The 22,806-nt window shown below is 67.9% G+C and carries 20 protein-coding genes and 1 pseudogene; 7 read left to right on the top strand and 14 right to left on the bottom strand.

Translation table 11 applies throughout. The annotated features are described in order from the left end of the window. Nucleotides 1-93: 93 nt before the first annotated feature. The 5 genes from H7A85_RS15140 to H7A85_RS15120 are packed head-to-tail and all read right to left on the bottom strand — an operon-like array spanning nucleotide 94 to nucleotide 3,063. Entirely contained in the window at nucleotides 94-558 is a 465-nt protein-coding gene (locus tag H7A85_RS15140) for a hypothetical protein (protein WP_244631216.1), read from the bottom strand. Beyond that, nucleotides 555-782: a hypothetical protein gene (locus H7A85_RS15135; RefSeq protein WP_182086779.1), complete on the bottom strand. Its 228-nt coding sequence runs from the start codon at nucleotides 780-782 to the stop codon at nucleotides 555-557. The genes H7A85_RS15140 and H7A85_RS15135 overlap by 4 nt, the downstream gene beginning before the upstream one ends. After that, entirely contained in the window at nucleotides 779-1,285 is a 507-nt protein-coding gene (locus tag H7A85_RS15130; protein ID WP_182086778.1) for a hypothetical protein, read from the bottom strand. The genes H7A85_RS15135 and H7A85_RS15130 overlap by 4 nt, the downstream gene beginning before the upstream one ends. Nucleotides 1,286-1,312: 27 nt before the next feature. Beyond that, nucleotides 1,313-2,605 carry a relaxase gene (locus H7A85_RS15125; protein ID WP_182086777.1) on the bottom strand — a complete coding sequence of 431 codons (1,293 nt, stop codon included), beginning with the start codon at nucleotides 2,603-2,605 and terminating at the stop codon, nucleotides 1,313-1,315. After that, a complete protein-coding gene (locus H7A85_RS15120) occupies nucleotides 2,602-3,063 on the bottom strand; it encodes a hypothetical protein (RefSeq protein WP_182086776.1) in 462 nt (153 codons plus the stop codon). The genes H7A85_RS15125 and H7A85_RS15120 overlap by 4 nt, the downstream gene beginning before the upstream one ends. 138 nt (nucleotides 3,064-3,201) lie before the next feature. Between H7A85_RS15120 and H7A85_RS15115 the strand changes: the two genes are divergently transcribed. Beyond that, nucleotides 3,202-3,399, top strand: a complete 198-nt coding sequence (locus H7A85_RS15115; protein ID WP_182086775.1) for a hypothetical protein — start codon at nucleotides 3,202-3,204, stop codon at nucleotides 3,397-3,399. A gap of 661 nt (nucleotides 3,400-4,060) precedes the next feature. Here the strand turns inward: H7A85_RS15115 and H7A85_RS15110 are convergent. The 5 genes and pseudogenes from H7A85_RS15110 to metH all read right to left on the bottom strand — a co-directional run bounded on the left by H7A85_RS15110 (nucleotide 4,061) and on the right by metH (nucleotide 10,330). Next, nucleotides 4,061-4,468 (bottom strand): NAD(P)-binding domain-containing protein, encoded by a 408-nt coding sequence (locus H7A85_RS15110; RefSeq protein WP_182086774.1) that lies wholly within the window; start codon nucleotides 4,466-4,468, stop codon nucleotides 4,061-4,063. Between the two features lie 37 nt (nucleotides 4,469-4,505). After that, nucleotides 4,506-4,952 (bottom strand): ribose 5-phosphate isomerase B, encoded by a 447-nt coding sequence (gene rpiB / locus H7A85_RS15105; protein WP_182086800.1) that lies wholly within the window; start codon nucleotides 4,950-4,952, stop codon nucleotides 4,506-4,508. 216 nt (nucleotides 4,953-5,168) lie between these two features. Then, the gene (locus tag H7A85_RS20870) at nucleotides 5,169-5,339 is read right to left on the bottom strand and encodes an FCD domain-containing protein (protein ID WP_244631215.1); all 171 of its coding nucleotides are present in this window, start codon (nucleotides 5,337-5,339) and stop codon (nucleotides 5,169-5,171) included. A gap of 166 nt (nucleotides 5,340-5,505) precedes the next feature. Continuing rightward, nucleotides 5,506-5,685: pseudogene (locus H7A85_RS20865) on the bottom strand (GntR family transcriptional regulator); the annotation flags it as partial. An 862-nt stretch (nucleotides 5,686-6,547) separates the two neighbouring features. Beyond that, a complete protein-coding gene (gene metH, locus H7A85_RS15095; RefSeq protein WP_182086773.1) occupies nucleotides 6,548-10,330 on the bottom strand; it encodes a methionine synthase in 3,783 nt (1,260 codons plus the stop codon). 168 nt (nucleotides 10,331-10,498) lie between these two features. Between metH and H7A85_RS15090 the strand changes: the two genes are divergently transcribed. Continuing rightward, the gene (locus H7A85_RS15090; protein ID WP_182086772.1) at nucleotides 10,499-11,314 is read left to right on the top strand and encodes a cyclase family protein; all 816 of its coding nucleotides are present in this window, start codon (nucleotides 10,499-10,501) and stop codon (nucleotides 11,312-11,314) included. Here the strand turns inward: H7A85_RS15090 and H7A85_RS15085 are convergent. The 3 genes from H7A85_RS15085 to tkt all read right to left on the bottom strand — a co-directional run bounded on the left by H7A85_RS15085 (nucleotide 11,311) and on the right by tkt (nucleotide 15,294). Then, entirely contained in the window at nucleotides 11,311-12,141 is an 831-nt protein-coding gene (locus H7A85_RS15085; protein WP_182086771.1) for a Cof-type HAD-IIB family hydrolase, read from the bottom strand. The two genes, H7A85_RS15090 and H7A85_RS15085, sit on opposite strands and share 4 nt — an antisense overlap. 1 nt (nucleotide 12,142) lies before the next feature. Continuing rightward, nucleotides 12,143-13,120 carry a phosphogluconate dehydrogenase (NAD(+)-dependent, decarboxylating) gene (gnd, locus tag H7A85_RS15080; protein ID WP_182086770.1) on the bottom strand — a complete coding sequence of 326 codons (978 nt, stop codon included), beginning with the start codon at nucleotides 13,118-13,120 and terminating at the stop codon, nucleotides 12,143-12,145. An 80-nt stretch (nucleotides 13,121-13,200) separates the two neighbouring features. Beyond that, nucleotides 13,201-15,294: a transketolase gene (gene tkt, locus H7A85_RS15075; protein ID WP_182086769.1), complete on the bottom strand. Its 2,094-nt coding sequence runs from the start codon at nucleotides 15,292-15,294 to the stop codon at nucleotides 13,201-13,203. 309 nt (nucleotides 15,295-15,603) lie between these two features. On the opposite strand from tkt, the gene exbB reads away from it, so the two are divergent. From exbB to H7A85_RS15060, 3 genes are read left to right on the top strand one after another with little or no spacing between them, the layout of a single operon-like run. Beyond that, nucleotides 15,604-16,755, top strand: coding sequence for a tonB-system energizer ExbB (exbB, locus tag H7A85_RS15070; protein WP_244631214.1), 1,152 nt, complete (start codon nucleotides 15,604-15,606; stop codon nucleotides 16,753-16,755). Between the two features lie 5 nt (nucleotides 16,756-16,760). Beyond that, entirely contained in the window at nucleotides 16,761-17,225 is a 465-nt protein-coding gene (gene exbD, locus H7A85_RS15065) for a TonB system transport protein ExbD (RefSeq protein WP_182086768.1), read from the top strand. Continuing rightward, entirely contained in the window at nucleotides 17,222-18,175 is a 954-nt protein-coding gene (locus H7A85_RS15060) for an energy transducer TonB (RefSeq protein WP_182086767.1), read from the top strand. Before exbD ends, H7A85_RS15060 begins: the two co-directional genes overlap by 4 nt. On the opposite strand, the gene H7A85_RS15055 is transcribed toward H7A85_RS15060, so the two are convergent. After that, on the bottom strand, nucleotides 18,172-19,494 hold the full coding sequence (locus H7A85_RS15055; RefSeq protein WP_182086766.1) for a homoserine dehydrogenase: 1,323 nt from the start codon (nucleotides 19,492-19,494) through the stop codon (nucleotides 18,172-18,174). The two genes, H7A85_RS15060 and H7A85_RS15055, sit on opposite strands and share 4 nt — an antisense overlap. Nucleotides 19,495-19,652: 158 nt before the next feature. Between H7A85_RS15055 and H7A85_RS15050 the strand changes: the two genes are divergently transcribed. Together H7A85_RS15050 and H7A85_RS15045 are read left to right on the top strand one after the other, a co-directional pair. Next, nucleotides 19,653-20,327, top strand: a complete 675-nt coding sequence (locus H7A85_RS15050) for a response regulator transcription factor (protein WP_182086765.1) — start codon at nucleotides 19,653-19,655, stop codon at nucleotides 20,325-20,327. After that, on the top strand, nucleotides 20,317-22,770 hold the full coding sequence (locus H7A85_RS15045) for an extracellular solute-binding protein (protein WP_182086764.1): 2,454 nt from the start codon (nucleotides 20,317-20,319) through the stop codon (nucleotides 22,768-22,770). Before H7A85_RS15050 ends, H7A85_RS15045 begins: the two co-directional genes overlap by 11 nt. The last annotated feature ends 36 nt before the right edge of the window (nucleotides 22,771-22,806 follow it).

Raw genomic sequence — 22,806 nt, 5'->3', positions numbered from 1 at the left:
ACACGTCCACCTGCCGAAGTTTGGCGACGATCTCTTCCGGCTTGTGCTTCTTCTGTCCCATTCTCGTGTCCTCCATCAGCTCGAAAGCCTACTTCAGGGAGGACCACTTTTCAGGGGGCAGACCATGTGGAAGCTCGCGCAATCGTACGCCGTCTCGAACAGCAGCTTATGCCGTGCCGGATCGGCGGCGACCTCCAGCAGTTTCGTGTTTGGATTGAAGCTCTCGGACGGATAGCCGTGAAGGCCAGGCGCATTGATGAAGCGCACGCGATAGCCTTCTTCGCGCAGCGTCTTCCACGACACCCAGGCCAGCTCGCCGTCTTTGGGGTCCGTGATGATTTTCGTAAAGTGCTGGGTGCGCGGGGAGACGAGATTAACGCCAAGGAACCGCGTCAGCTTGCCTTTGCCGGCTTGCGCATCGATCGCCACCGGCTCGGTGCCGTCGTAAATCAGCGAACGCCCCTCGAAGAACCCCAACTCGATCCCACGCCGGATGTTTGCCGGCGGCTCAGACCGGATCGCCGGATTGCGGGCGGTTACGGGGACGAGGGCGCTCATAAGAGGCCCGAGCGCCACAATGCCTCCCGGTCATTCAGCTGGGCATTGCCAAGCTGGCCGGACGGGTTGGCCTCCAGCATAGCGGCGAGCTGCGCCGCTGCCTGCCGCTCGGCGCGGAGGCGGGCAACACGCGCCTCTGCCGCATCCCGCCACGCTAGTTCCTGCTCGTGCCGCGCCCGCCGCTGCCGCAGGATGGCGCTACCCCATATCAACCAATCGATCATTTGAACTCCTCCTCATCATTCCAGTCTGCAAAACGGAAGGGCTCGGTCTGCTCGATCAGCGATTGCGGATGCGGCTCGCGCACGAGATCGATCTGCGGCTTGTCCGTGACGATCTCGAAGACAGATTCGACATCGTGCAGGACGCCGAGCTTCAGCTGCCAGTAGGCAATCCCGACCGAGCCCAGCGAGTAACCGCCAACCACGAGATAGAACCAGGCTTCGGAAGCGACCTCGAAGGTTAGCAGCCGCCCGGCAAACCAGGCGAACACTGGCAGCATGATCGCGCCAGCGATGCCGCGCGCGATGAACTCCTTTGCCATCGGCGGCGTGATCCAGAACCGGAACAGGCGGATGGGCCGCTTCCAGGCGAAGCCGCACAGGAGCGTCAGCACACTCGCCAGGAAGGCAGAGATGGCGAACAGGGCGAGCGAGAACAGAAAGGCGAGATAGGAGACGACGCCGATCAGAAGGACGCCGCCCATAAAGGTGGGACGGTTCGACATGGCTTTGCGATGCTCCTCTGGTGAGCGTTAGCGTTCGAGCTTGAGGCCGAGGGATTGATCGCGGGACAGCGTTCCGCGCTCGCGCGCGAGCGGCGGCATCTCCTGCGCGCGGCGCATCTTCGCGAAGCGGCCAATGTCACCGCGTAAGGAGAGGAGCTGCTCCGCCTGCCGGTCGCGCAGCGCCTTGATCTGGACTTGAAGAGACTGGCGTTCGTCCTGCTGCGTCTCAGCCTGACGTTGCCGCTCCCGCGCTATGTGGGAGCGCGTCCGCTGTGTCTGCGCCTCATTGTTGAGCCGCTGCGCCTTGTACTGGCCGTTGATCCTGGCCCATAGCGCCTTGAAGCCTCTTGGCATGGCGGCGGCGAGCGCTCTGGTCTCGTCTGCAACGCGGCGCTTATGCGCCTCCGCAAGCGTCCGGCGCTCCTGGCGCTGGCGCTCGACAAGCTCGGCCCGCTGCCGCTCGATCTTCGCGGCCTGTTTGTCGAACCGCGTCCGGCTTTCCTCGACATGCCGGCGCATGGCCGGGCTCATCAGGTTGGCGAGCTTACCAAGCGTCTCCTCGACGGACGGAAGGTCCGCGCCATCGCCAAGGCGGGCGCGAACGTCCTTCGTCTTCAGCGCGACGGCGCGGGAGAGTGCGTGGACCTCGCCGGTAAAATCGACGACGACATGGCTGCGCCGGTCGCCCCTTGCCAGGAACAGGCCGCGATCTTCGAGCGCCCTGGCAAAGGCGTCCTTGCCGTCCGAGCGGTTCCAGCAATCCTGAACCGTGCTTTTGAGCCAGCGCGGGTCCTGGCCGTTGCGCTTGGCCTGCTGCCATTCGGCGAGGGTGAAGTTTGTGGGGTCGCGCTTGCCGGCCTCGGCGATGCCGCGCGGCATCGCCCAGCCATGTTCCAGATAGAGATCACGGCTGATCCCCATGAGCTTGGTTTTGAAGAACGGCAGTGGCACCGCCTTGCCGGCATCGGTGTCGATCCGGCTCCAGACGCAATGCGCATGGCGGCGGCCTTCCTTCTCATGGAAGACGATGGCGCGCGGCTGGCCTTCCAGGCCGAGCCGGTCCTCGATCCGGGCGATTGCCGCCTCGTACTGCTCGACTCCGACCGATGCGGACGAGGGCGGGGAGAGCGACAGCGAGAACAGATACTGCCGGCAGCGCGTCGCCCGGCTGGTGGCCTCGATCTCCTGGAACGCCCCGCGCAGCGTCTCGCAGGAAAAACCGCGCAGCTCGTGGATGCGGACATGCTCGTTGTCGGTCACCTTCATGAGGTGAGTGGCCAAGTCCTTGCCGCCGCCGCGCTGGGAGCCCTTCAGGATCATGACGCCCGCTCCGTGGCTTTGAGCCCGAGGGCGGACATGAGCAGGCGGCGCATCTCTGCCACATCGGCGAGTGCGCTCTCGATCTGCCTCGTTGTCGTCTCGTCGATGAGCAGCGAACCGGAGCGGGCGAGGTCCGCCAGCTCCGAGAGGTTCTGAAACAGCTTGGCCCGGCCCAGCACGGTGACGAGCTGGGCGAGGCTGGCCTGATCCTGCACCGTCAACGTCGTCCGGTAGGTGCGGACCGGCGGAGCGCCAAGGATTTTTGCCTTGATATAGGCACCCAGCGGAGCGCCCGCGGCCTCCAGAGCCAGGCGGGCGCGGTCCGACTTGGTGAGCCGGATCGAAAAGGGCGCAGGGCGCTTCTCGCTGCCGCCGGCTACCGAAGGCGGGGCGGTATTACCGGAATGCGGCGCGGGCGGCTGGGCTTCGGTGAGGAAGAGATCGCCTAGGGAGAGCATGGCGGCACCTGCAAATCCAACGATTTGCGGTGCGTGAGCTGGGCATCCCAGGCGATCAGAACCTCGAACAATTCGTTCGAGTCAGAGCCGTCTAGGTGCGCCACTTCCGTACAGATCTGCGAACATCAATTGCCTTCCATGGCGCATCGCGGCTGCACGCATCCCGTCAATTGCCTGTTCGAGCGTGGCGGTGTCTCCAATGATGCGCACGGTCGCGTCATTGACTTCAACGTGTTTGATGACGGAGTAATCCTCCACCACTGGCGTGGTCTGCGCTGCAGCATGGCTTTGAGCCAACGCGAGAAGGGACAGGCGAAAGCAGATCCGCAAGCCTGAAGAGGTCGTGGCCCAGATGCGCCGGGTCGAGGTCCTGGCGTCGCAAGGGCAAAGGGCGTCGGACGCGATCCGCTCGATTAGTATGACGGAGGTGACCTCGGGATTGCTGGCGCAAGGAGGTCGGCGGCCTGGAGGCTGCCCTGGGTCAAGCGCCTGAAGGACCTTGAGATCGAGAACGCTCGACTGCGCAGGGCGGTGGCGGACCGGACGCTGGAGACGCTGATCCGGAAGGGTGAGGCTTTGCCGAACGCCTCGGGAACCTGTTGAGCCCCGCGCCTTGGCGCGTTGGCATCGAGCATGTGCCGCGGCATCTGGCTGCATCCGAGCGCCGCATGTCCAGGGCGCTCGGACAGCATCGCTCTATGCAACGCAAGGCAAGGCAAGGGGCCGCGGAGCCGAGATAACGAAGACCTGCCCATGGCCGACATCGTCGCGCTGGCGCGCCAGTACGGCCGCCATGGCTATCGCCGGATCACGGTCCTTCGCGTGATGCAGGCTGGGTGGTGAACGTCGCCAAGTCGAGGTGAACGTCGCCAGGTCGAGCGGATTGGGCGGCGCGAGGGGCGGACGGTGCCAGCCAAAGCAACCCAAGCGGAGCCGCTTTTGGCCGAACGACGGCGCCTGCATCCGTTTCCGGCCCGAACACCGCGACCACGTCTGGTCATGCGACGTCGCCGAGGAGCGCCCCCGTGACGGCCGCAGATTTCGGATGCCTGGCGACAAGCGCTTGTGTGTTTGCGCCGACGTGGTCCCTGCGCGGCGTGCCGGGCCGTGTTCGGTCGCAGTTCAAAGGGGCAGCCATCGACCCGGCAAGACCGCCCGCCCCCAACGCCACCGCCTCGACATGCGGCGTGTCCGACAGCATGGTGACGCCGACGTCGGCATCCGCGCCCGCCGCCGCCGCGTCGGCCGCCGGGCGCGTGCCGATGCGGGCCAGGGCCTCGACCGCCGCCGGATCGATGTCGTAGGCGGCGACGGGGAAGCCCGCCTCCACCAGATTGCGGGCCATCTCGCGGCCCATCGTGCCGAGGCCGACGAAACCGACCCGCACCGTGTTCGCAGCGGTCATGCTCTTCCTCCCACCCGAATGCGTGACATCCAGCCGATCAATCCGCCGTCTCGAGTTGCGCGAGCTTTTCGACGCGGCGCACGAAATCCTCGTTGCGGTCGAACTCGGCGGAGAAGAAGGCGTCCACGAGATCGGCCGCCAGCCACGGGCCGACGATCTGGGCGCCGATGCACATGACGTTGACGTCGTCATGCTCGACCGACTGATGGGCCGAATGGACGTCGTGGCAGACGGCCGCGCGGATGCCGCGGATCTTGTTGGCCGCGATCGCGGCGCCGACACCGGTTCCACAGACGAGAAGGCCGCGCTCGGCGTCCCGGCCGCGCACCTTGTCGCAGACGAGACGGGCGATATCGGGGAAATCGACCAGGTTCGGGCCGAAGCTCCCGACATCCTCGACCTCGTGGCCGGCGGCCTTGAGATGCTCGATCACCTGACCCTTCAGCGCAAAGCCGGCATGGTCGCTGCCGATCACGATCTTCATGAATTGTTTCTTGCGTTCTGGCCGGTTGACGGGTTGGAGCGAGGGGCCATGCCCCGGCTCTCCACCAGGCGTTGCGCGGCTTCGAGCATCGTGATCGAGGATGGCGGAGAAGATCAGCCGATGGTGGTCGATCAGGAACTCGTCGATCCCCTCGATCCGAATGATCTGCTCGCGACGGTCGAGATGCGAGCGCATCATCAGGGCCGAGAGCGATCCCTAGATGCTGACGAGCGTCGGCGAGCGGGCGGCGCGCACGATCGCCTCGTGGAAACGAAAGTCGGCGGCGCCGCCCGCCTCCACGTCGTGGATGGTCTCGCCGATCAGCTTCAGGGCGTCGGCGATCCGATCGAGATCGGGCTGCGTCGCCCGGCGGCAGGCGAGGCGCATGGTGTTCGATCGCGATGCGCTCTTCCATGATGTCGTCGATCACGTCCGCCTGCTGCGCCAGCACGAAGGAGAAGAACTCGCCGAGCGTCGACACGTCCGGTCGCTTCACGATCGTGCCGACACCGTGCCGGATCTCGACCGCCCCGATCATCGCCAGCGCGCGAAGCGCCTCGCGCAGCATGGGACGGCTGACATTGAGGCGGGCCGAAAGCTCGCGCTCGGGCAGAAGGCAGTCCCCGGTCTTGAGCTGGCCCGACAACAACTGCTCGCGCAGAAACGAGACGACCCGCTCGTAGCCGCTCGGGATGTCGCTGTCGCCGCGCGTGATGGAGACGTCGCCGCTCATCAGGTGATCCGTCCGTGGTCTGACCACTTGGGGACGGGTTGGGGTCCATTGCCGACCGCAAGCGTTTTCCGGTGCGCCCCTCCACCCTTCCTCTCCGCTTTCGATCAACGAACGGGTCCGATACCACTGCTCTCTCGTCGGCCCGCTTCGAGACCGGTGGACGAACCAGGTCGATCGCCGATGCGGTTCGGGTTGAGAGAGTTATTGCGTGGCATCAGCCATGTGAGTTGTCGTAGGGGCAAGCGAGGCGGGGGGCGACGTGCCTGCAGCGACGGCGTTTTGAGCCCTCTTGCCCGTGTTGCACACGAGGGAAGCGCGTCGCCGGGCCTCCGGATGCTCGGACCTCCTCCCCAGAGCGCTGCCCGTCGCCCCCTCGGTATTAAATCGAACAGGGTGGAGACGGGCCGCACGAACCATTGCCCGGTCGACGTCACCTTCGATCCAAGCGGGGGCCTAGCGAAGCCAGCGAGAAGGTCGAGCGCCGGGGCGATCCGCATCCAGGAACGATCGGTACAGTCGGCGACCCAGGCGCAGGCCTCGCGGGCGCCACCGTCTTGGCGAGTGAGTTGGATAGCGCGGAGGCGATCTGGACTCAGCTGATAACGTAGTTGTCCAAGCCGTAGGCGACCCGGGCACCACCGAGCGCGAACAGCGCGGCGGTAAGAAGCATTTCCCAGCCGCTAAAGGTCCTGGCGTGCCACCATCAATCCTTCGCAGCGCGCCGCGATCACGGCTGCCTCTTGCGCCATGCACATGCCGACGCGGATAAGGTCAGCGACGAGCGCGAAGGGCGTCAGGAAGCCGGATAACGTGGCGGCATAGGGCGGGTATAGCCTCGCATCGAAACCAATGAACCCACCCGTCAAGCACCGCCCGGCGGATCGGCGCGCCGGGGCGTGTAGTTCAGAACGGGTCCGAGCCAGCGCTCGACCTCATCCACCGCCATGCCCTTGCGGGAGGCATAGTCCTCGACCTGGTCCCGCTCCACCTTGGCGACGCCGAAATAATAGCTGTCGGGATGGGCGAGGTAGAGGCCCGACACCGACGAGCCCGGCCACATGGCGTAGCTTTCGGTGAGCTTCACGCCGGTCTCGGCTTCCGCATCCAGAAGCTCGAACAGCGTCACCTTTTCCGTGTGGTCGGGCTGGGCGGGGTAGCCCGGCGCCGGGCGGATGCCGGCATAGGGCTCGCCGATCAGCTCGTCCGGCGCGAAGCCCTCGTCCGGCGCGTAGGCCCAGAGTTCGCGGCGCACGTATTCGTGCATGCGCTCGGCGAAGGCTTCGGCGAAGCGGTCGGCCAGCGCCTTCACCATGATCGCGGCATAATCGTCGTTGGCTTTCGCGAAGCGGTTGGAGATCTCCTCCTCCTCGATTCCCGCCGTCACCACGAAGCCGCCGACATAGTCGGCGAGACCCGTTTCGCGCGGGGCGAGGAAATCGGCGAGCGCCACGTTCGGCCGGTCGCCGCGCTTCGACAACTGCTGGCGCAGCGTGAAGAAGGTCGCGCGCTCCGTGTTGCGCGCCTCGTCGGTGAAGACGCGGATGTCGTCGCCCACGGCATTGGCCGGCCAGAAGCCGACCACCGCGCGCGGGCGGAACCACGTCTCCTCGACGATCTGGCGCAGCATGCCTTGCGCGTCCTCGAAGAGCTGGCGCGCCGCCGCCCCCTGTTTCTCGTCGTCGAGGATCGCGGGATAGCGCCCCTTCAGCTCCCATGTCTGGAAGAAGGGCGTCCAGTCGATATAGCGGGCGAGTTCGGCGAGATCCCAGCTTTGATACGTCCGCGTGCCGAGGAAGCTCGGGCGCACCGGGCGGAAGGCCGCCCAGTCCACCGGCTGCCGGTTTTCGCGCGCGCGCTCCAGCGGCAGGCGCTGCTTCTCGGCCTCGGCGCGGGCGTGCTTCTCCGCGACGTTCTCGTATTCGGTGCGGATGCCGCTGGCATAGCCTTCGCGCGCTTCCGGCGACAGGAGGTTGGAAACGACGCCGACGGCGCGGCTCGCATCCGTCACGTAGACCGTCTGCCCCTTTCGGTAGCGCGGGTCGATCTTCACCGCCGTGTGGACGCGGCTCGTGGTCGCCCCGCCGATCAGGAGCGGCACGTCGAAGCCCTGGCGCTCCATCTCGGAGGCAACATGCACCATCTCGTCGAGCGATGGGGTGATCAGGCCCGAAAGGCCGATCACGTCCACCTCTTCGGCCTTGGCGGTTTCCAGGATCTTAGCCGCCGGCACCATGACGCCGAGGTCGATCACCTCGTAGTTGTTGCAGGCCAGAACCACGCCGACGATGTTCTTGCCGATGTCGTGGACGTCGCCCTTCACCGTCGCCATCAGGATCTTCCCGGCGCTGGAACGCTCCCCGCCGCCGTTCAGCCGCTTCTCCTCCTCCATGTAGGGAAGGAGATGGGCGACGGCCTGCTTCATCACGCGGGCGGACTTCACCACCTGCGGCAGGAACATCTTGCCGGCCCCGAAGAGGTCGCCGACCGTGTTCATGCCGGCCATCAGCGGCCCTTCGATCACATGGAGCGGGCGCTCGGCTTGAAGCCGCGCTTCCTCCGTGTCGGCGTCGATGAACTCGGTGATGCCGTTGACGAGGGCGTGCGACAGCCGCTCGGCCACCGTCCCCTCGCGCCACGTCAGATCCTTGGCCTTCGCTTCCTTGCCGGCCGTGCCGCGATAGCGCTCGGCGATCTCGAGAAGCCGCTCGGTCGGGCTCTTGCCGCCCTGCCCCGGCCGGTCGAGCACCACGTCCTCGCAGGCTTCGCGAAGCTCGGGATCGATGGATTCGTAGACCGCGAGCTGCCCGGCATTGACGATGCCCATGTCCATGCCCGCCTGGATGGCGTGGTAGAGGAACACGGCGTGCATCGCCTCGCGCACCGGCTCGTTGCCGCGAAACGAGAACGAAAGGTTCGACACACCGCCCGAGATATGGGCGTGCGGCAATGTTTCACGGATCGTGCGCGTCGCCTCGATGAAGGCGACGCCGTAGCCGTCGTGCTCCTCGATGCCGGTGGCGACCGCGAAGACGTTGGGATCGAAGACGATGTCTTCGGGCGGAAAGCCGTTCTCCGTCAGAAGCTTGTAGGCCCTGGAGCAGATCGCGACCTTGCGCTCGAACGTATCGGCCTGCCCCTCCTCGTCGAAGGCCATGACGACGACGGCCGCGCCGTACAGGCGGCACAGGCGGGCGTGGTGGAGGAACGCTTCTTCGCCTTCCTTCATCGAGATCGAGTTGACGATCGGCTTGCCCTGGACGCACTGGAGCCCGGCCTCGATCACCTCCCACTTGGATGAATCGACCATCACCGGCACGCGCGCGATGTCGGGCTCGGATGCGACGAGGTTGAGGAACTCGACCATCGCGCGTTTCGAGTCGATCAGGCCTTCGTCCATGTTGACGTCGATCACCTGTGCGCCGTTCGCTACCTGGTCGCGCGCGACGTCCAACGCCGCCGCATAGTCACCGTTGGTGATCAGTTTGCGGAACTTGGCCGAGCCGGTGACGTTGGTGCGCTCGCCGACATTGACGAAGGGAATGTCCTTGGTCAGCGCGAAGGGCTCGAGCCCAGACAGGCGCATCATCGGCGCGAGCTTCGGGACAGTACGCGGCTTCAGCCCCGCCACGGCGTCGGCGATGGCGCGGATGTGCTCGGGCGTCGAGCCGCAGCAGCCGCCGACGACGTTGATCAGCCCTTCCTCGGCAAAGCCCCGCACCTGAGCCGCCATGGCGCCCGGCGTCTCGTCGTACTGGCCGAACTCGTTGGGCAGGCCGGCATTGGGATAGGCGCAGACGAACGTATCGGCCGCCGCCGAGATTTCGGCCAGATGCGGGCGCATCGCCTCGGCGCCGAGCGCGCAGTTCAGCCCGATCGTGAACGGCTTGGCGTGGCGCACCGAGTTCCAGAAGGCGGTCGGCGTCTGACCCGACAGGGTTCGCCCCGACAGGTCGGTGATGGTGCCCGAGATCATGACGGGAAGCGAGACGCCGCTTTCCGCGAACACTTCCTCCGCCGCGAAGATCGCCGCCTTGGCGTTCAGCGTGTCGAAGATCGTCTCGATGAGGACGATATCGGAGCCGCCGTCGACGAGCCCGCGGATCTGCTGGGCATAGGCCGCGCGCAGCTCGTCGAAGGACACGGCGCGAAAGCCGGGATTGTTGACGTCCGGAGAGATCGAGGCGGTCCGATTGGTCGGCCCGACGGCGCCCGCCACGAAGCGGCGGCGCCCGTCCGCTTCCTCGGCGCGCCGAGCCGCACGGCGCGCGACGGCGGCGCCCTCGCGGTTCAGCTCGTAGACCACCGCTTCCATCTCGTAGTCGGCTTGAGCGATGGTGGTGCCGGAAAACGTGTTGGTCTCGACGATGTCGGCGCCCGCCATGAGATAGGCGAAGTGGATGTCCTCGATGGCTTTCGGCTGGGTCAGGACCAGAAGGTCGTTGTTGCCCTGAAGATGGCAGGCGCATCCTTGGAACCGCTCGCCCCGGAAGTGCTCCTCCCCGAGCCCCAGCCCCTGGATCTGCGTGCCCATCGCGCCGTCGAGGATCAGGATGCGCTCGGACGCCGCTCGGCGCAGCGCCGTCCAGACGTCCTCTCGCGGGAGCACGGGGCGGGCGGCGAACAGGGTGTCGGACGGGGAGCTCATGCGCGAAACCTTGGAACCGGGGAAGCCGGCACGATCATATAAGGATGTCCTTATATAATTTAACCTGGCGTGGCGAGGCGCTTGGGGCCGGCGTCAACTTGCAACGCCGGGTGGTGCGGGTAGTCTCCGCTTCGACATTCCCTCAGCGACCCCGAAGGATCGGCTTCCATGTGCCATACTTGCGTGATCGAAGGCGTGAAGAGCAACATGCTGTCGCGCCGTTCATTCTTCGCCGGCGCCGCCGCGACCACGGGTGCGGCGCTCGCCGCCAGCCTGGCCGCGAACCGGCCGGCGCTGGCGCAGAACACGGGCCGCGTCGTCGATCTCACCCATGCCTACGACGCGAAGTTTCCGACCTTCGACGGCGTTCCGGGCATCGAGATGGATCAGGCCGTCGCGTTCGACGAGCACGGCTACCAGCTCTACAAGCTGACGATCTTCGAGCACACCGGCACCCATATCGACGCCCCGCTGCACTTCTCGAAGGACGGCACGAGCGTCGACGAACTGGAGCCGCAAAGCCTCGTCTGCCCGCTCTGCATCATCGACATTTCGGCGAAGGCGAAGGACGATCCGAACGCTGCGCTGGACGCCGAGGACGTCGAGACCTTCGTCTCGGCCCACGGTGAGATTCCGGCCGGCGCACTCGTCGCCCTGCGTTCGGGCTGGGCGAAGAAGGTCGGAACGCCGGGCTTTCGCAACGACGCGTCGAACGCCTTCACCTTTCCCGGCTTTGCAAAATCCGCGACCGACCTCCTGGCCGAGCGGGGTGTCGCGGCGATCGGGGTGGACACGCTCTCGCTCGACCCCGGCAACTCGACTGATTTCGCGGTCCACAATTCCTGGCTGCCCGGCGGGCGCTACGGCGTCGAGGGTCTCGCCAACCTCGAGGACCTGCCGGTGACGGGCGCCACGATCGTCGTTGGCGCGCCCAAGCATCGCGGCGGAACCGGCGGCCCGGCCCGCGTCCTGGCGCTGATCTAGCGCCGCGCCTCGACCAAAAGGTCGAGGAGCCGAGCGACCCCATCCTCCTCGTTGGAGGCGGTAACGAAGCCCGCCGCCTCGCGAACCGCGTCCGCCGCCTGCCCCATGGCGACGCCGAGCCCGGCGCGGCGGATCATCGGAATGTCGTTCGGCATGTCGCCGACGGCCGCCGTCTCGTCGAGCGGCACGCCGTGGGCCTTGGCCAGGAACGCCGCGCCGTCGCCCTTGTTGGCGACCTTGGCGGTCACGTCGAGGAAGTAGCGCTGCGAGCGCACCACGTTGGCGGTGTCCCCGAGCGCTTGGCCGATCTCATTCTCCATCCGTTCGACCAGCGGATAGTCGTCGGACACGCCGACCACCTTGTCCGCCCGGTCCAGCCAGGGCGTGAAGTCGCGCGTGATCGTCGGCTCGAGCTGCGCCGCCTTGCGCTCGCGATCGTCGTGCAGCGCGTCCTTGTCGCGCGCGAGCCAGAGGCCGTCGGCGAACACCCAGACCGGAACGCCCGCCTCGTCCAGCATGGCGACGGCCCGCCGCGCATCGTCGGGTGCCAGGCGATGCGCCTCGATCACCGCGCCGCCGGCCTCGAACAGCGTGCCGCCGTTGAAGGCGCCGACCGCCCCTTTCACCCTGAGTTCGCGCACGATGGCGCCGAGCCCGCTCGCGGGCCGGGCGCTGATCAGGGTCACCGCGATGCCGGCGTCCCGCGCCCTCGTCACGGCCTTGATCGTCGCTTCCGAAAGGTTCTTGTCGTCGCGCACGATCGTGCCGTCGATGTCGCAGATGACGAGGCGGATGCGGGCGGCGAGCGCCGGGTCGAGCTCCGTCATGCTATTGCGGGATCTCGACATGGCCGCCGAAGCCGAAGCGCATCGCCGACAGCATCTTGTCGCCGAAGGTCGCCTCCTGGCGCGAGCGGTAGCGCGCGTAGAGCGCGGCCGACAGGACGTTGACCGGCACGGCCTCCTCCATCGCCGCTTCCAGCGTCCAGCGCCCTTCGCCGGAATCGGCCACATTGCCGGAGAAGCGATGAAGGTCCTTGTCGCCCGCCAGCGCGATCGCCGTCAGGTCGAGAAGCCAGGACGAGATCACCGAGCCGCGCCGCCAGACTTCGGCGATGTCCGGCAGATTGAGTTCGAACCGCTCGTCTTCCGGCAGAAGGGGCGAGTTCTTGGTCTTCAGGATGTCGAAGCCTTCGGCATAAGCCTGCATCAGCCCGTATTCGATGCCGTTGTGGACCATCTTGACGAAATGGCCGGCGCCCGCCGGTCCGGCATGGATATAGCCACGCTCCGCACGGCTGTCGGCCGCATCGCGCCCGCGCGTCCGTTCGATCGCACCGGCGCCGGGCGCCAGGGCATCGAAGATCGGATCGAGATCGCGCACCGTGTCCTCCGGCCCGCCGATCATCATGCAATAGCCGCGCTCCAGCCCCCAGACGCCGCCCGAGGTGCCGACGTCGACATAGGCGACGTCCTTTTCGGCGAGTTCCTTCGAACGGCGGATGTCGTCCTTGTAGAACGTGTTGCCGCCGTCGATCACGACATCGCCGGGGGCGCAGAGCGCGCCGAGATCGCGGATTGCGGCTTCCGTCGGCTCGCCCGCCGGCAGCATGACCCAGAACACCTTACGGTCCGAGAAGGCCTTCGCTAGGTCGGCCAACGAGCTGGCACCCTTGGCGCCCTCGCCTGACAGGGCGGAGACGGTCTCCGCGTTGCGGTCATAGACGAGGCATTCGTGGCCATGCTGCATGAGGCGACGGGTGATGTTGCCGCCCATGCGGCCGAGGCCGATGATCGCGATCTGCATGAAGATTCAACCTTGATGTCGATGGGGAGGAAGCGCGACCGGAACTCTTGGTCCGGCCGTCGCGAAAGCATGGGAGAGGTTCAGGAGCGCCCTGCGGCGATCTGCTCGTGCGCGAGCTTCAGGACGTTGTCGACCGTGAAGCCGAACTTTTCCTGCAGCTTGGCGATCGGGGCTGAGGCACCGAAGGTCGTCATCACCACCTTGCCCCCCTTGGCGCCGGCATAGCGGTCCCAGCCGAGCGAGCCGCCCTGCTCCACCGCCACGCGCGCCATCACATCGGGGGGCAGAACCTTGTCGCGGTAGCTCTCGTCTTGGCGTTCGAAGAGATGCCAGGACGGCATGGAGACGACGCGCGACTTCACGCCCTCGGCCACGAGCTTCTCGTGCGCCTCGATGCAGAGCGAAATCTCGGAGCCCGTTCCCAGAAGGATCACGTCCGGCCGCTCGTCCTGCGAGCCCGCCAGCACGTAGGCGCCGCGCTTGAGGCCGGAGGCAGAAGCGTATTTCGAGCGGTCCAAAGTCGGCAGCGGCTGGCGCGACAGGATGAGGGCCGCCGGCTCGTGCGTCTGCTCCAGCGCGACGCGCCAGGCTTCCGCCGTCTCGTTGGCGTCGGCGGGGCGGATCGTGTTGAGCCCCGGAATGGCGCGAAGGCTCATCAGCTGCTCGATCGGCTGGTGCGTCGGCCCGTCCTCGCCGACCCCGATGGAATCGTGGGTGAACACCCAGACCACCGGCACTTCCATGATCGCCGACAGGCGGATGGGCGCGCGCATGTAGTCGGAAAAGACGAGGAAGGTGGAGGCGTAGGCCTTGAGGTAGGTGAGCGCCATGCCGTTGGCGATCGAGCCCATCGCGTGCTCGCGAATGCCGAAATGAAGGTTCCGACCGGCATAGTCGCCGGCCTCGAACGAGCCGGCGTCGCCGGAGATCAGCGTCTTGTTAGAAGGAGCGAGATCGGCCGAGCCGCCGACGAGATAGGGCAGATGCGGCGCGATGGCATTCAGCACCTTGCCGCCGGCATCGCGCGAGGCGACGCCCTTGGCATCCGCCTCGAAACTCGGGATGTCCTTGTCCCAGCCCTCCGGCAGCTTGCCTTGCCGCATGGCGTCGATCTCGGCCGCGAGCCCCGGATGGGCCGCGCGGTAGCGCTCGAAGTCGGCTTCCCACGTTTCGCGCAGCGCCCGGCCCCGCTCCTCGATCGCGCTTCGGAAGGCGTCCGCCACGCCGTCCGGCACGAAGAAGCTCTTGTCCTCGGGCCAGCCGTAGAAGCGCTTGGCCCCTTTCACATCCTCGGCGTCGAAGGCTTCGCCGTGCGCTTTCGCCGTGCCCTGCTGCTTCTGGAGGCCGTAGCCGATCACCGTGTCCACCACGATCAGCGTCGGCCGGTCGTCTGTCTGGCGGAACTCGGCGACCGCGTCGTGGATGGCGGCGAGATCATTGCCGTCGGAGACATGGAGCGTCTTCCAGCCGTAGGCCCGGAATCTCGCCGCGACGTCCTCGGAAAAGGCGAGGTCCGTGAAGCCTTCGATGGAGACGCGGTTGTTGTCGTAGATCCAGAGGAGGTTGGAGAGCTTGAGGTGACCGGCGAGCGAGGCGGCCTCCGACGACACGCCCTCCATCATGTCGCCATCGCCGCACAGGACGATCACGTCGTGGTCGAAGACGGTCGCCTCCGGCCGGTTGTAGTGCGCGGCGAGATAGCGCTCGGCGAGCGCCATGCCGACCGAGTTGCCGCAGCCCTGGCCGAGCGGGCCGGTCGTGGTCTCGACGCCGGTGGTCATCCGGTATTCCGGGTGTCCCGGCGTCTTGGAGGACAGCTGACGGAAACCCTCGATATCCTCGATCGAGACAGCCGGCTTGCCCGTCTTACGCCCGTCCGCGTCGATCTCCTCGACGCCGGCCAGATGCAGGAGAGCGTAGAGCAGCATCGATCCGTGGCCGACGGAGAGGACGAACCGGTCGCGGTTCGGCCAGTCCGGGCGGGAGGGGTCGGTGCGCAGGAACTCAGACCACACGGTGTAGGCGGTCGGCGCGAGGCCCAGCGGCGCGCCGACATGGCCGGAATGGGCCTTCAGAACCGCGTCCATCGACAGGGTGCGGATCGTGTCGATCGTCTTCTGGGCGAGCGAGTTGGTGGGAGTGCCGTCGTTGGCCGCAGTGGGAAGCGCGCTCATCGAAATGTCCTCGGCGAAGTTCGAGACGGGTCGCGGCGCGTCGAACGAGCGGACACGGCCCTTTCAAGGTTCGCCACTATGGTGGAGCGCGACGACCAACTGTCGATCCCCCGCCTCGCAACGACGAGAGCCCGAAGCGAGGCGCCGCCTTCCCTGGGGAAAGATTGCCGGGAAAGGCTTGTGCGCCAGCTATGTCCTGCGTATGGAAAACCTGACTTCAAGTTTCATGTATTGATCGCAGAACCCGCCGGCCTTTTGGGGCGGGCTGCGGTGCGGGCCATGACCGGCCCGGTCGATGGAAGGTCGCCTATGGCAAAGGACATGTCGTCTCACGCGTTTCCCCGGCTCGGCAACGGGCGGCTCGTGCTCGGCGCGCTGCTGGCGCTGCCGCTGATCGCCGGCCCGGTTCTGGCGCAGGAAACCGCGCCGTCCTCGCCTGCCCCCACGACGCAGACGAGCCCCGGCCCGGCCCCGGCACCCGCCGCCGTCGCGCCTTCGACCCCGTCCACGCCCTCCGCTCCGGCTTCGACACCCGCCCCGGCATCGCCCGCCGCTGCACCGAGCGCGGCGCCCGCGGCCTCGACGCCGCCCGCGACCGAACCCGCCCCCGCTGCGGCGGCTTCGCCGGGCACCCCCACGCCAGCCGGCTCGACGCCGGGCGCTGCGCCTTCGAACCCGGTTCCGGTCGAGCCGGTGAGCGTCGATGCGGACGGCGAAACGGGCGATGCGACCGCCACGGCGACCCTGCCGCACGACCTGTCCCCCTGGGGCATGTTCATGGCCGCCGACTACGTCGTGAAGGCGGTGATGATCGGCCTTGCCTTCGCCTCCGTCGTCACCTGGACGATCTGGCTCGCCAAGGTCCTGGAGCTTACCGCCGCCAAGACGCGCGCCAGCCGGGGCGTTCGTCGCCTGACGCAAGCCGAGGGGCTGCCGCTCGCAGAAAACGTCGAGGCCAGCGGCTGGAAGCGCGGCCCCGTCGGCGCCATGGTGCGCGCGGCGGCCGAGGAGCGCGCCCGCTCGCAGGGTCTCGGCCCCGAAGGCATCAAGGAACGCGCCGCCATCGCCCTTCAGCGCATCGAAGCACGCGCCGGCCGGCGCATGGCGCGCGGCACCGGCCTTCTGGCGACGATCGGCTCCACCGCGCCGTTCGTCGGCCTGTTCGGCACCGTGTGGGGCATCATGAACTCCTTCATCGGCATCAGTCAGGCCAACACCACCAACCTCGCCGTGGTGGCGCCGGGCATCGCCGAAGCGCTGCTCGCCACCGCGATCGGCCTCGTCGCCGCCATTCCCGCCGTCATCATCTACAACGTCTTCGCGCGTGCCATTTCCGGCTACCGGGCGGTCCTGTCGGACGCTTCGGCCGGCGTCCTCCAGCACCTGTCGCGCGATCTCGACCGCGCCAAGGTGACGAGCGCCGTCACCCGCGCGCCCTATCCGCGTTCGGCGGCGGAGTAGGCGCGATGGGTGTCAGCCTCAAGAGCGGCGACGACGACGATTCGGGCGAAGTCTCCGAGATCAACGTCACGCCCTTCATCGACGTTGTCCTGGTTCTCCTGATCATCTTCATGGTCGCCGCGCCCTTGTCGACGGTGGACGTGCCGGTCGACCTGCCGGTGTCGAACGCCCAGCCGCAGCAGCGGCCGGACGAGCCGCTCTATCTCACCGTTCAGGACGATCTGAACCTCGTGCTCGGCGAAGCCGAGGTCACGCGCGAGGGCCTGCAGGCGGCGCTCGACGCGCGAACGGGGGGCAAGCGCGACGAGCGCATCTTTCTGCGCGCCGATGCCGCCGTCGACTACGGCGACCTGATGGAAGTGATGAACGGATTGCGCGACGCGGGCTATCTGAAGATCGCGCTCGTCGGCCTCGAGAACGCCGGCGCGGCGGGTCCTGCCGACGCCGCCGGAGCCGCCCCGCAGCCATGAGCCTTGCCAATCCTCGGGATATCGAGCGCTCGTCCGGCTTCGCTGGGGCCGCGCGCTGGGGCGTCGCGGTGCTGGCCGTCGCCACGGCCCATGCCGCCGCCGCTTGGTTCTTCGTTCAGATGCCGCCGGTGGCGACGCCGCCGGCCGGCGCGCCCGAAGCGCCAATCCTGATCGAGCTCGCCGCGCCCGAGCCGCCGGCCGCGCCCGCCGCGCCCGCCGTCGAGACGCCGCCCGCGGAAACGCCGCCCGAGCCGGAACCTGAACCGCAGCCGGAGCCCGAGCCGCCCCCGCCGGAGCCCACTCCTCCACCGCCGGAGCCGGAAGAGCCACCTCCCCCAGAGCCGCCGCCGGTGGAAGAGCCGGAGCCGCTGCCCGAACCGGAGCCGGAACCGCTTCCCGAGCCGCCCCCCGAGCGCCAGCCCGAGCTTCCGGTGACCGATGCGCCGGCGGAAGCGGTGATCAACGCACCGATTCCGCAAATGCGCCCGCGCCCGCCCGAGCCGCGCCGAGAGGTCGCGCAGAAACGGCCCGAAAGGCCGCGGGTCGAGAAGCGTCAGGAGCGTCCGCGCACCGAGCGCCCCCGTACCGAGCGACGTCAGCAGGCGGCGCCGCCGCCCTCGCAGGCGTCGCGCGCCTCGCAGTCGACGCAAGGAGCGCGTCAAAGTTCGGCGGCGTCCGTTGCGAGTTGGAAAAACCAAGTCCAGGCGAGGCTGAACAGGTTCAAACGCAATCTGCGTGGAGATCCCATAGGAACGGCGCGGGTGTCCTTCACCATCACGGCTAGCGGTGCCGCAACAGGCGTCCGCCTCGTAGGATCATCCGGAAACCCACTGATCGATGAAGCCGCCTTGTCGCTTATCCAGCGCGCCAGCCCGTTTCCGCCGCCTCCAGATGGGCGGAACGTTCCAATCCCAAGCCTCGGGATCAATTTTACCCGGAAAGGCCGCTAGGCCGCGAACACCGCATCCGCCTCGTCCAGAACGCGGCGGATGCGCGTGATCTCCAGCGTCTCGTCGGGCGCGCAGTTGGCATAGGTCAGCTTTTCGCCGGCTTTCACCGCTCGCGTCACGCGCGCGCCCTCGGCCAAGCCCAGCGGCAGGCCGCCGACCGCGCGCGCTTCGCCCCACGTCATCGCGAAGCCGCGATACTGCGTCTCGCCGATGCGCCCGAGCACTTCGCCGGGTGCCAAGTCGCGCTTAGCCACCGCGATGCATTCGGCCACCGGCCGGTCCAGCGGCTCCAAGTGGGGCGTCCCGTGGATCACGGCGTGGATCGCCGACAGCGGCACCTCGATCGAGGTCAGGTGGAATGGGCGGAACAAGGCGAAGCACGGCCCCGGCCCCACCTTTAGATCGGCGATCCGCTCTAGGACGCGGGGGTGACGCGGCTTGACGATGCAGAAGACGCCGGGCGCGACGCCCCGGCCGATGGAATAATCGACGCAGCCCGAGCGCGACAGGATGCCGCCGTCCTCGCGCGTGCAGAGAACCTGCGCCAGATCCTCGGCGGTGGCGTTCGGCCCGTGCATGCCGGGCACGTCCGGACGCAAACCCGTGGCATTGGCGATCGCCACCATCTCCACCATGGTCTTGGAGCCGTCCACGAACTCCACCAGCATGCGCGCGTTCATGTTGCGCCGCGCCGCCTCCTCCTCGTAGTCCGCCGGCACCGCCGCAAAGTCGAGTGCGTTGTTCTTTCCCTTGCCGGCCGAAACGATCTCGAGGCCGAGCGATTGCGCAAGGCCGATCAGCTCGATCGTGGACTGGGGCTCGTCGCCAGCCGCCCCCGTGTAGACGACCCCAGCGCGCGCGGCTTCGGCTTTCAGATAGCGGCCGATCGTGATGTCGGCCTCGACGTTCAGCATCACCACATGCTTGCCGTGGCGAAAGGCTTCGAGCGCCAGGACCGTTCCGAAGCTCGGGCTTCCCGTCGCATCGATCACCACGTCGATGCGCCCGCTCTCGCAGACGATCTTGGCGTCCGCAACGATGGCAGCCTGCCCCCCCTCGATCGCGGCGTTCACGCCGTCCGCGCTGGACGCGCGCACGCTCTCCTCCGGCGCGTAGCCGGCATAGCGGAGCGCCTCTTCGGTTTCAGCGGGGCGCGAGGTCGAGACGGCGCCGAGCCGCACGCCCGGCATCAGGCGAAGCTGCACCAGGAGGTCGATTCCCATCTGCCCCGCGCCCGCGACGCCGACCGTCACCGGCCCCCGCGTTTGGGCGTGACGGCGAAGGTCGGCTGCAAGCCCGACGAGTGCGATGGGGTTCATGAGCTTCCGGGGCCTTTCGCAATGGTCGCTGAGCGATAAAGGCAGACGGGCGCCGGAATCAACCTCTCCGGGCACCGGGTGCCTCCTGCCCGGTTCCCAACATTTGCGCGAATGCCTATGCTCGGACCCGATCGATCGACGGCGGGGCCGCCCTTTTCATGCGCATGCTTCTGGTGGAGGACAACGAAGGCCTCGGCGACGCCGTGAACCGCCATCTGCGCCAGGCCGGCCATTCGGTGGAGTGGGTGCGAAACGGCGAGGACGCGCTCGAAGCCTTCGGCCTCGACGCCTTCGACGCCGTTATCCTCGACCTCACCCTGCCGGGACGCGACGGGCTCTGGGTGATCTCCGAGCTTCGCCGCGCCCGGATCGCGGTTCCCGTTCTGGTGATGACGGCGCGTTCCGAGATCGACGACAAGGTGAGCCTCCTCGACCAGGGCGCCGACGACTACATGGTCAAGCCCTTCGACCTGCGCGAGCTGGACGCGCGCCTTCGCGCCCTTCTGCGCCGGCGCGCAGGCCAGACGACGAGCCTGTCCGCCTATGGCGACCTGCGCGTCGATTGGGCCGGCCACGGGGTGAGCATCGGAGCGGACCCGGTGGACCTCGGGCGGCGCGAGTTCCGGCTTCTCGAAATCCTCCTCTCGAAGCCGGGCGTCGTGGTGCAGAAGGAGCAGCTGATGGGCCAGCTCTTTTCCTTCGACGAAGCCGTGTCGGTGAACGCGCTGGAGCTCTACGTCTCGCGCCTGCGCCGCAAGCTCGACCGCTCGGCCGTCGAGATCGTGACGGTGCGCGGCACCGGCTATCTCGCACGGGTTCGCGATGGCGCCTGAGGCCGTTTCCATCCGCCGGCGCATCCTGGTCGCGGCGACTGTTCTCCTGGCGCTCGCGGCGCTCGTCCTCGTCGCCTTCATCCGCGATTATGCCGAGCGGGCGTCCGAGCGCGCCTTCGACCGGCTTCTGGCCGCCTCAGCCCTCACCATCGCCGGCGCGGTGCAGCTGGAGGAAGGCGAGGTGACGGTGGAACTGCCGCTTGCTTCCTTCGCCATGTTCACCGGCAGCGACCGCATCTTCTACGCGGTGGAAGCGCCGGACGGAGCCAACGTCACCGGCTATCCCGACCTGTCCGAGGGCCTCCCCCCGGCCGACGACGTCGATCCGGTCTTCGCGGACGTCGCCTATCGCGGGGAACGGGTGCGCGTCGCCAGCGCCGGTCGCCTCGTGTCCATTGGGTCGGGCACCGGCTGGGCGACGGTGCGGGTCGCCGAAACGCGCGGCGAGCGCGACGCGCTGGCCGCCGAAATCTTCCGCAACGCGCTCCTGCCCGTGGTGGCGCTCGCGCCGCTGGCGCTCGTGCTTCTGTGGTTCGGGATCGGGCGCGCCGTCCGCCCGCTCCTGGTTCTCGAACGCCACCTGCGCGGGCGCGCGCCCGAAAATCTCGCCCCCGTGGACCTGCCCGTCCCTTCCGAGGTCGCCCAGCTCGTCGGCGCCTTGAACGGCTTCATGGAGCGCCTGCGCACCGCGCGCGAGCGGCTGGAGGCCCTCGTGGCGGAAGCTGCCCACGAAATCCGCACGCCGCTCGCCTCGCTCCGGCTCCAGGCCGAAGTCGCCAAGGGCGAACGCGAGCCGGCGGCCCTGCGCGCGCAGGTCGAGCGGATCCACGAGGAGGCGGTGCAGGCGAGCCAGCTCGTGTCCCAGCTTCTGATGGACGCGACGATCTCGCACCGGCTGGAGGCGGCACCCGGCGAGGCGATCGCGATCGGAGCCGTGCTGACCGAGGTGGTACGCCGGCTGGACCCCGACCTCGGCGACAGGGTCCACGTCGTGATGTCTTCGGCCGCTGCCGGCGAACGGCTCCAGGCCGACCGGGTGGTGCTGCGCGAGATGCTGCGCAACCTCGTGGACAACGCGCTGACCTATTCGGGAGGGGAGGTGGAGATCGAAGTTCACGAAGCCGGAGTCGAGACGTTGCGCATCGAGGTCGCCGACCGGGGACCGGGCATCCCGCTTCCCGAACGCGCCGCCGTGTTCGAACGCTTCCGGCGCGGCTCGGCGGCGGCCGGCACCAACGGATCGGGCTTGGGACTGGCCATCGTCCGGCGCGCGGTGGAGGCGATGCACGGGGCGATCGCGCTGGAGGACCGGCCGGGAGGCGGCCTCGTCGTACGGCTCGAGCTGCCGCGCGCCAAAGCCGTTGCGAGGGGCGCCGGAATGCGGGCTTTCGCCCTTCTCGCCGTGGTGTCGGTGGCGGCGTGTCTTTCCTCCGTGGCTCTTGCGGGCGAAACGCACTATCCCGCGCCCGACGGCGGGAACGCCACGCGGCTGCGCATCCTCGGCGCCACGGATACCGCCCTGTTCTCCCACCTCGTGCGCGGCTTCCAGGCAAAGCGGGGGGATGTTGGGGTCGACTACGTGGAAGGCGAAACGCGCAGGATCTACGAGGACTTCGTCAAGGGACTCGACCCCTCGCCCGACCTCGTGATGAGCTCGGCCCCCGATCTACAGGTCAAGCTCGCCAACGACGGCTTCGCGCGAACCGTACGGCCTGCCGCGGCCGGCTCGCTGCCGGGCTGGGCGCAGTGGCGCTCCGAACTCTACGGGTTTTCCTTCGAGCCGGCGGTGATCGTCTACAACCGCGACATCCTGTCGGAGGCGGAAGTGCCGCGCTCCCATCTGGAGCTGGCCGAACTCCTCGAGCGGCAGGCCGTGCGGCTCGCGGGCCGCGTCGCGACCTACGATGTCGGCCGATCGGGCGTCGGCTATCTTCTGGCCAGCCAAGACCAGTCGGTGTCGTCCTATTTCTGGCGCCTCACCAGCGCCTTCGGGCGGGCGGGCGTTCGCGTCAGCGGCGCGAGCCCGGAAATTCTCGACGGCGTGGAGCGCGGGGATCTGGCGATCGGCTACAACGTGCTCGGCTCCTACGCCTTCGCCCGGGCCGACGCCGGGTCGCGCATCGGCATCGTGGTGCCGGACGACTACGTCCTGGTTCTCACGCGCTCGATGTTCGTGCCGGTCAAGGCCGAACGCCCCGATCTCGGCGAGGCGTTCCTGGACTTCGCGCTCTCGCCCGAAGGCCAGGCGATCCTCGCCGGTCCCGCCGCGCTCGGCGCCGTAATCCCGGGCACGCCCGGGCGCTGGACGACTGAGAGCATCGCCGCGCTCGGTCGCGGGGCGGTGCAGCCCGTGCCGCTCAGCCCCTCGCTTCTCGTCGGCCTCGACCGGCAGCGCCGCGAGCGCTTCCTGGAAACCTGGTCCGAAATCGTGCGTCCGCAGTGACAGGTTTTTGACAGGAACCCTTTGTTAGGATGTTTC

The organism is Aureimonas sp. ME7 (assembly GCF_903970965.1).
Taxonomy (GTDB): Bacteria; Pseudomonadota; Alphaproteobacteria; order Rhizobiales; family Rhizobiaceae; genus Aureimonas.
The sequence above is the reverse complement of the archived record's forward strand: the minus strand, read 5'-3'. Positions and strand labels throughout refer to the sequence as shown.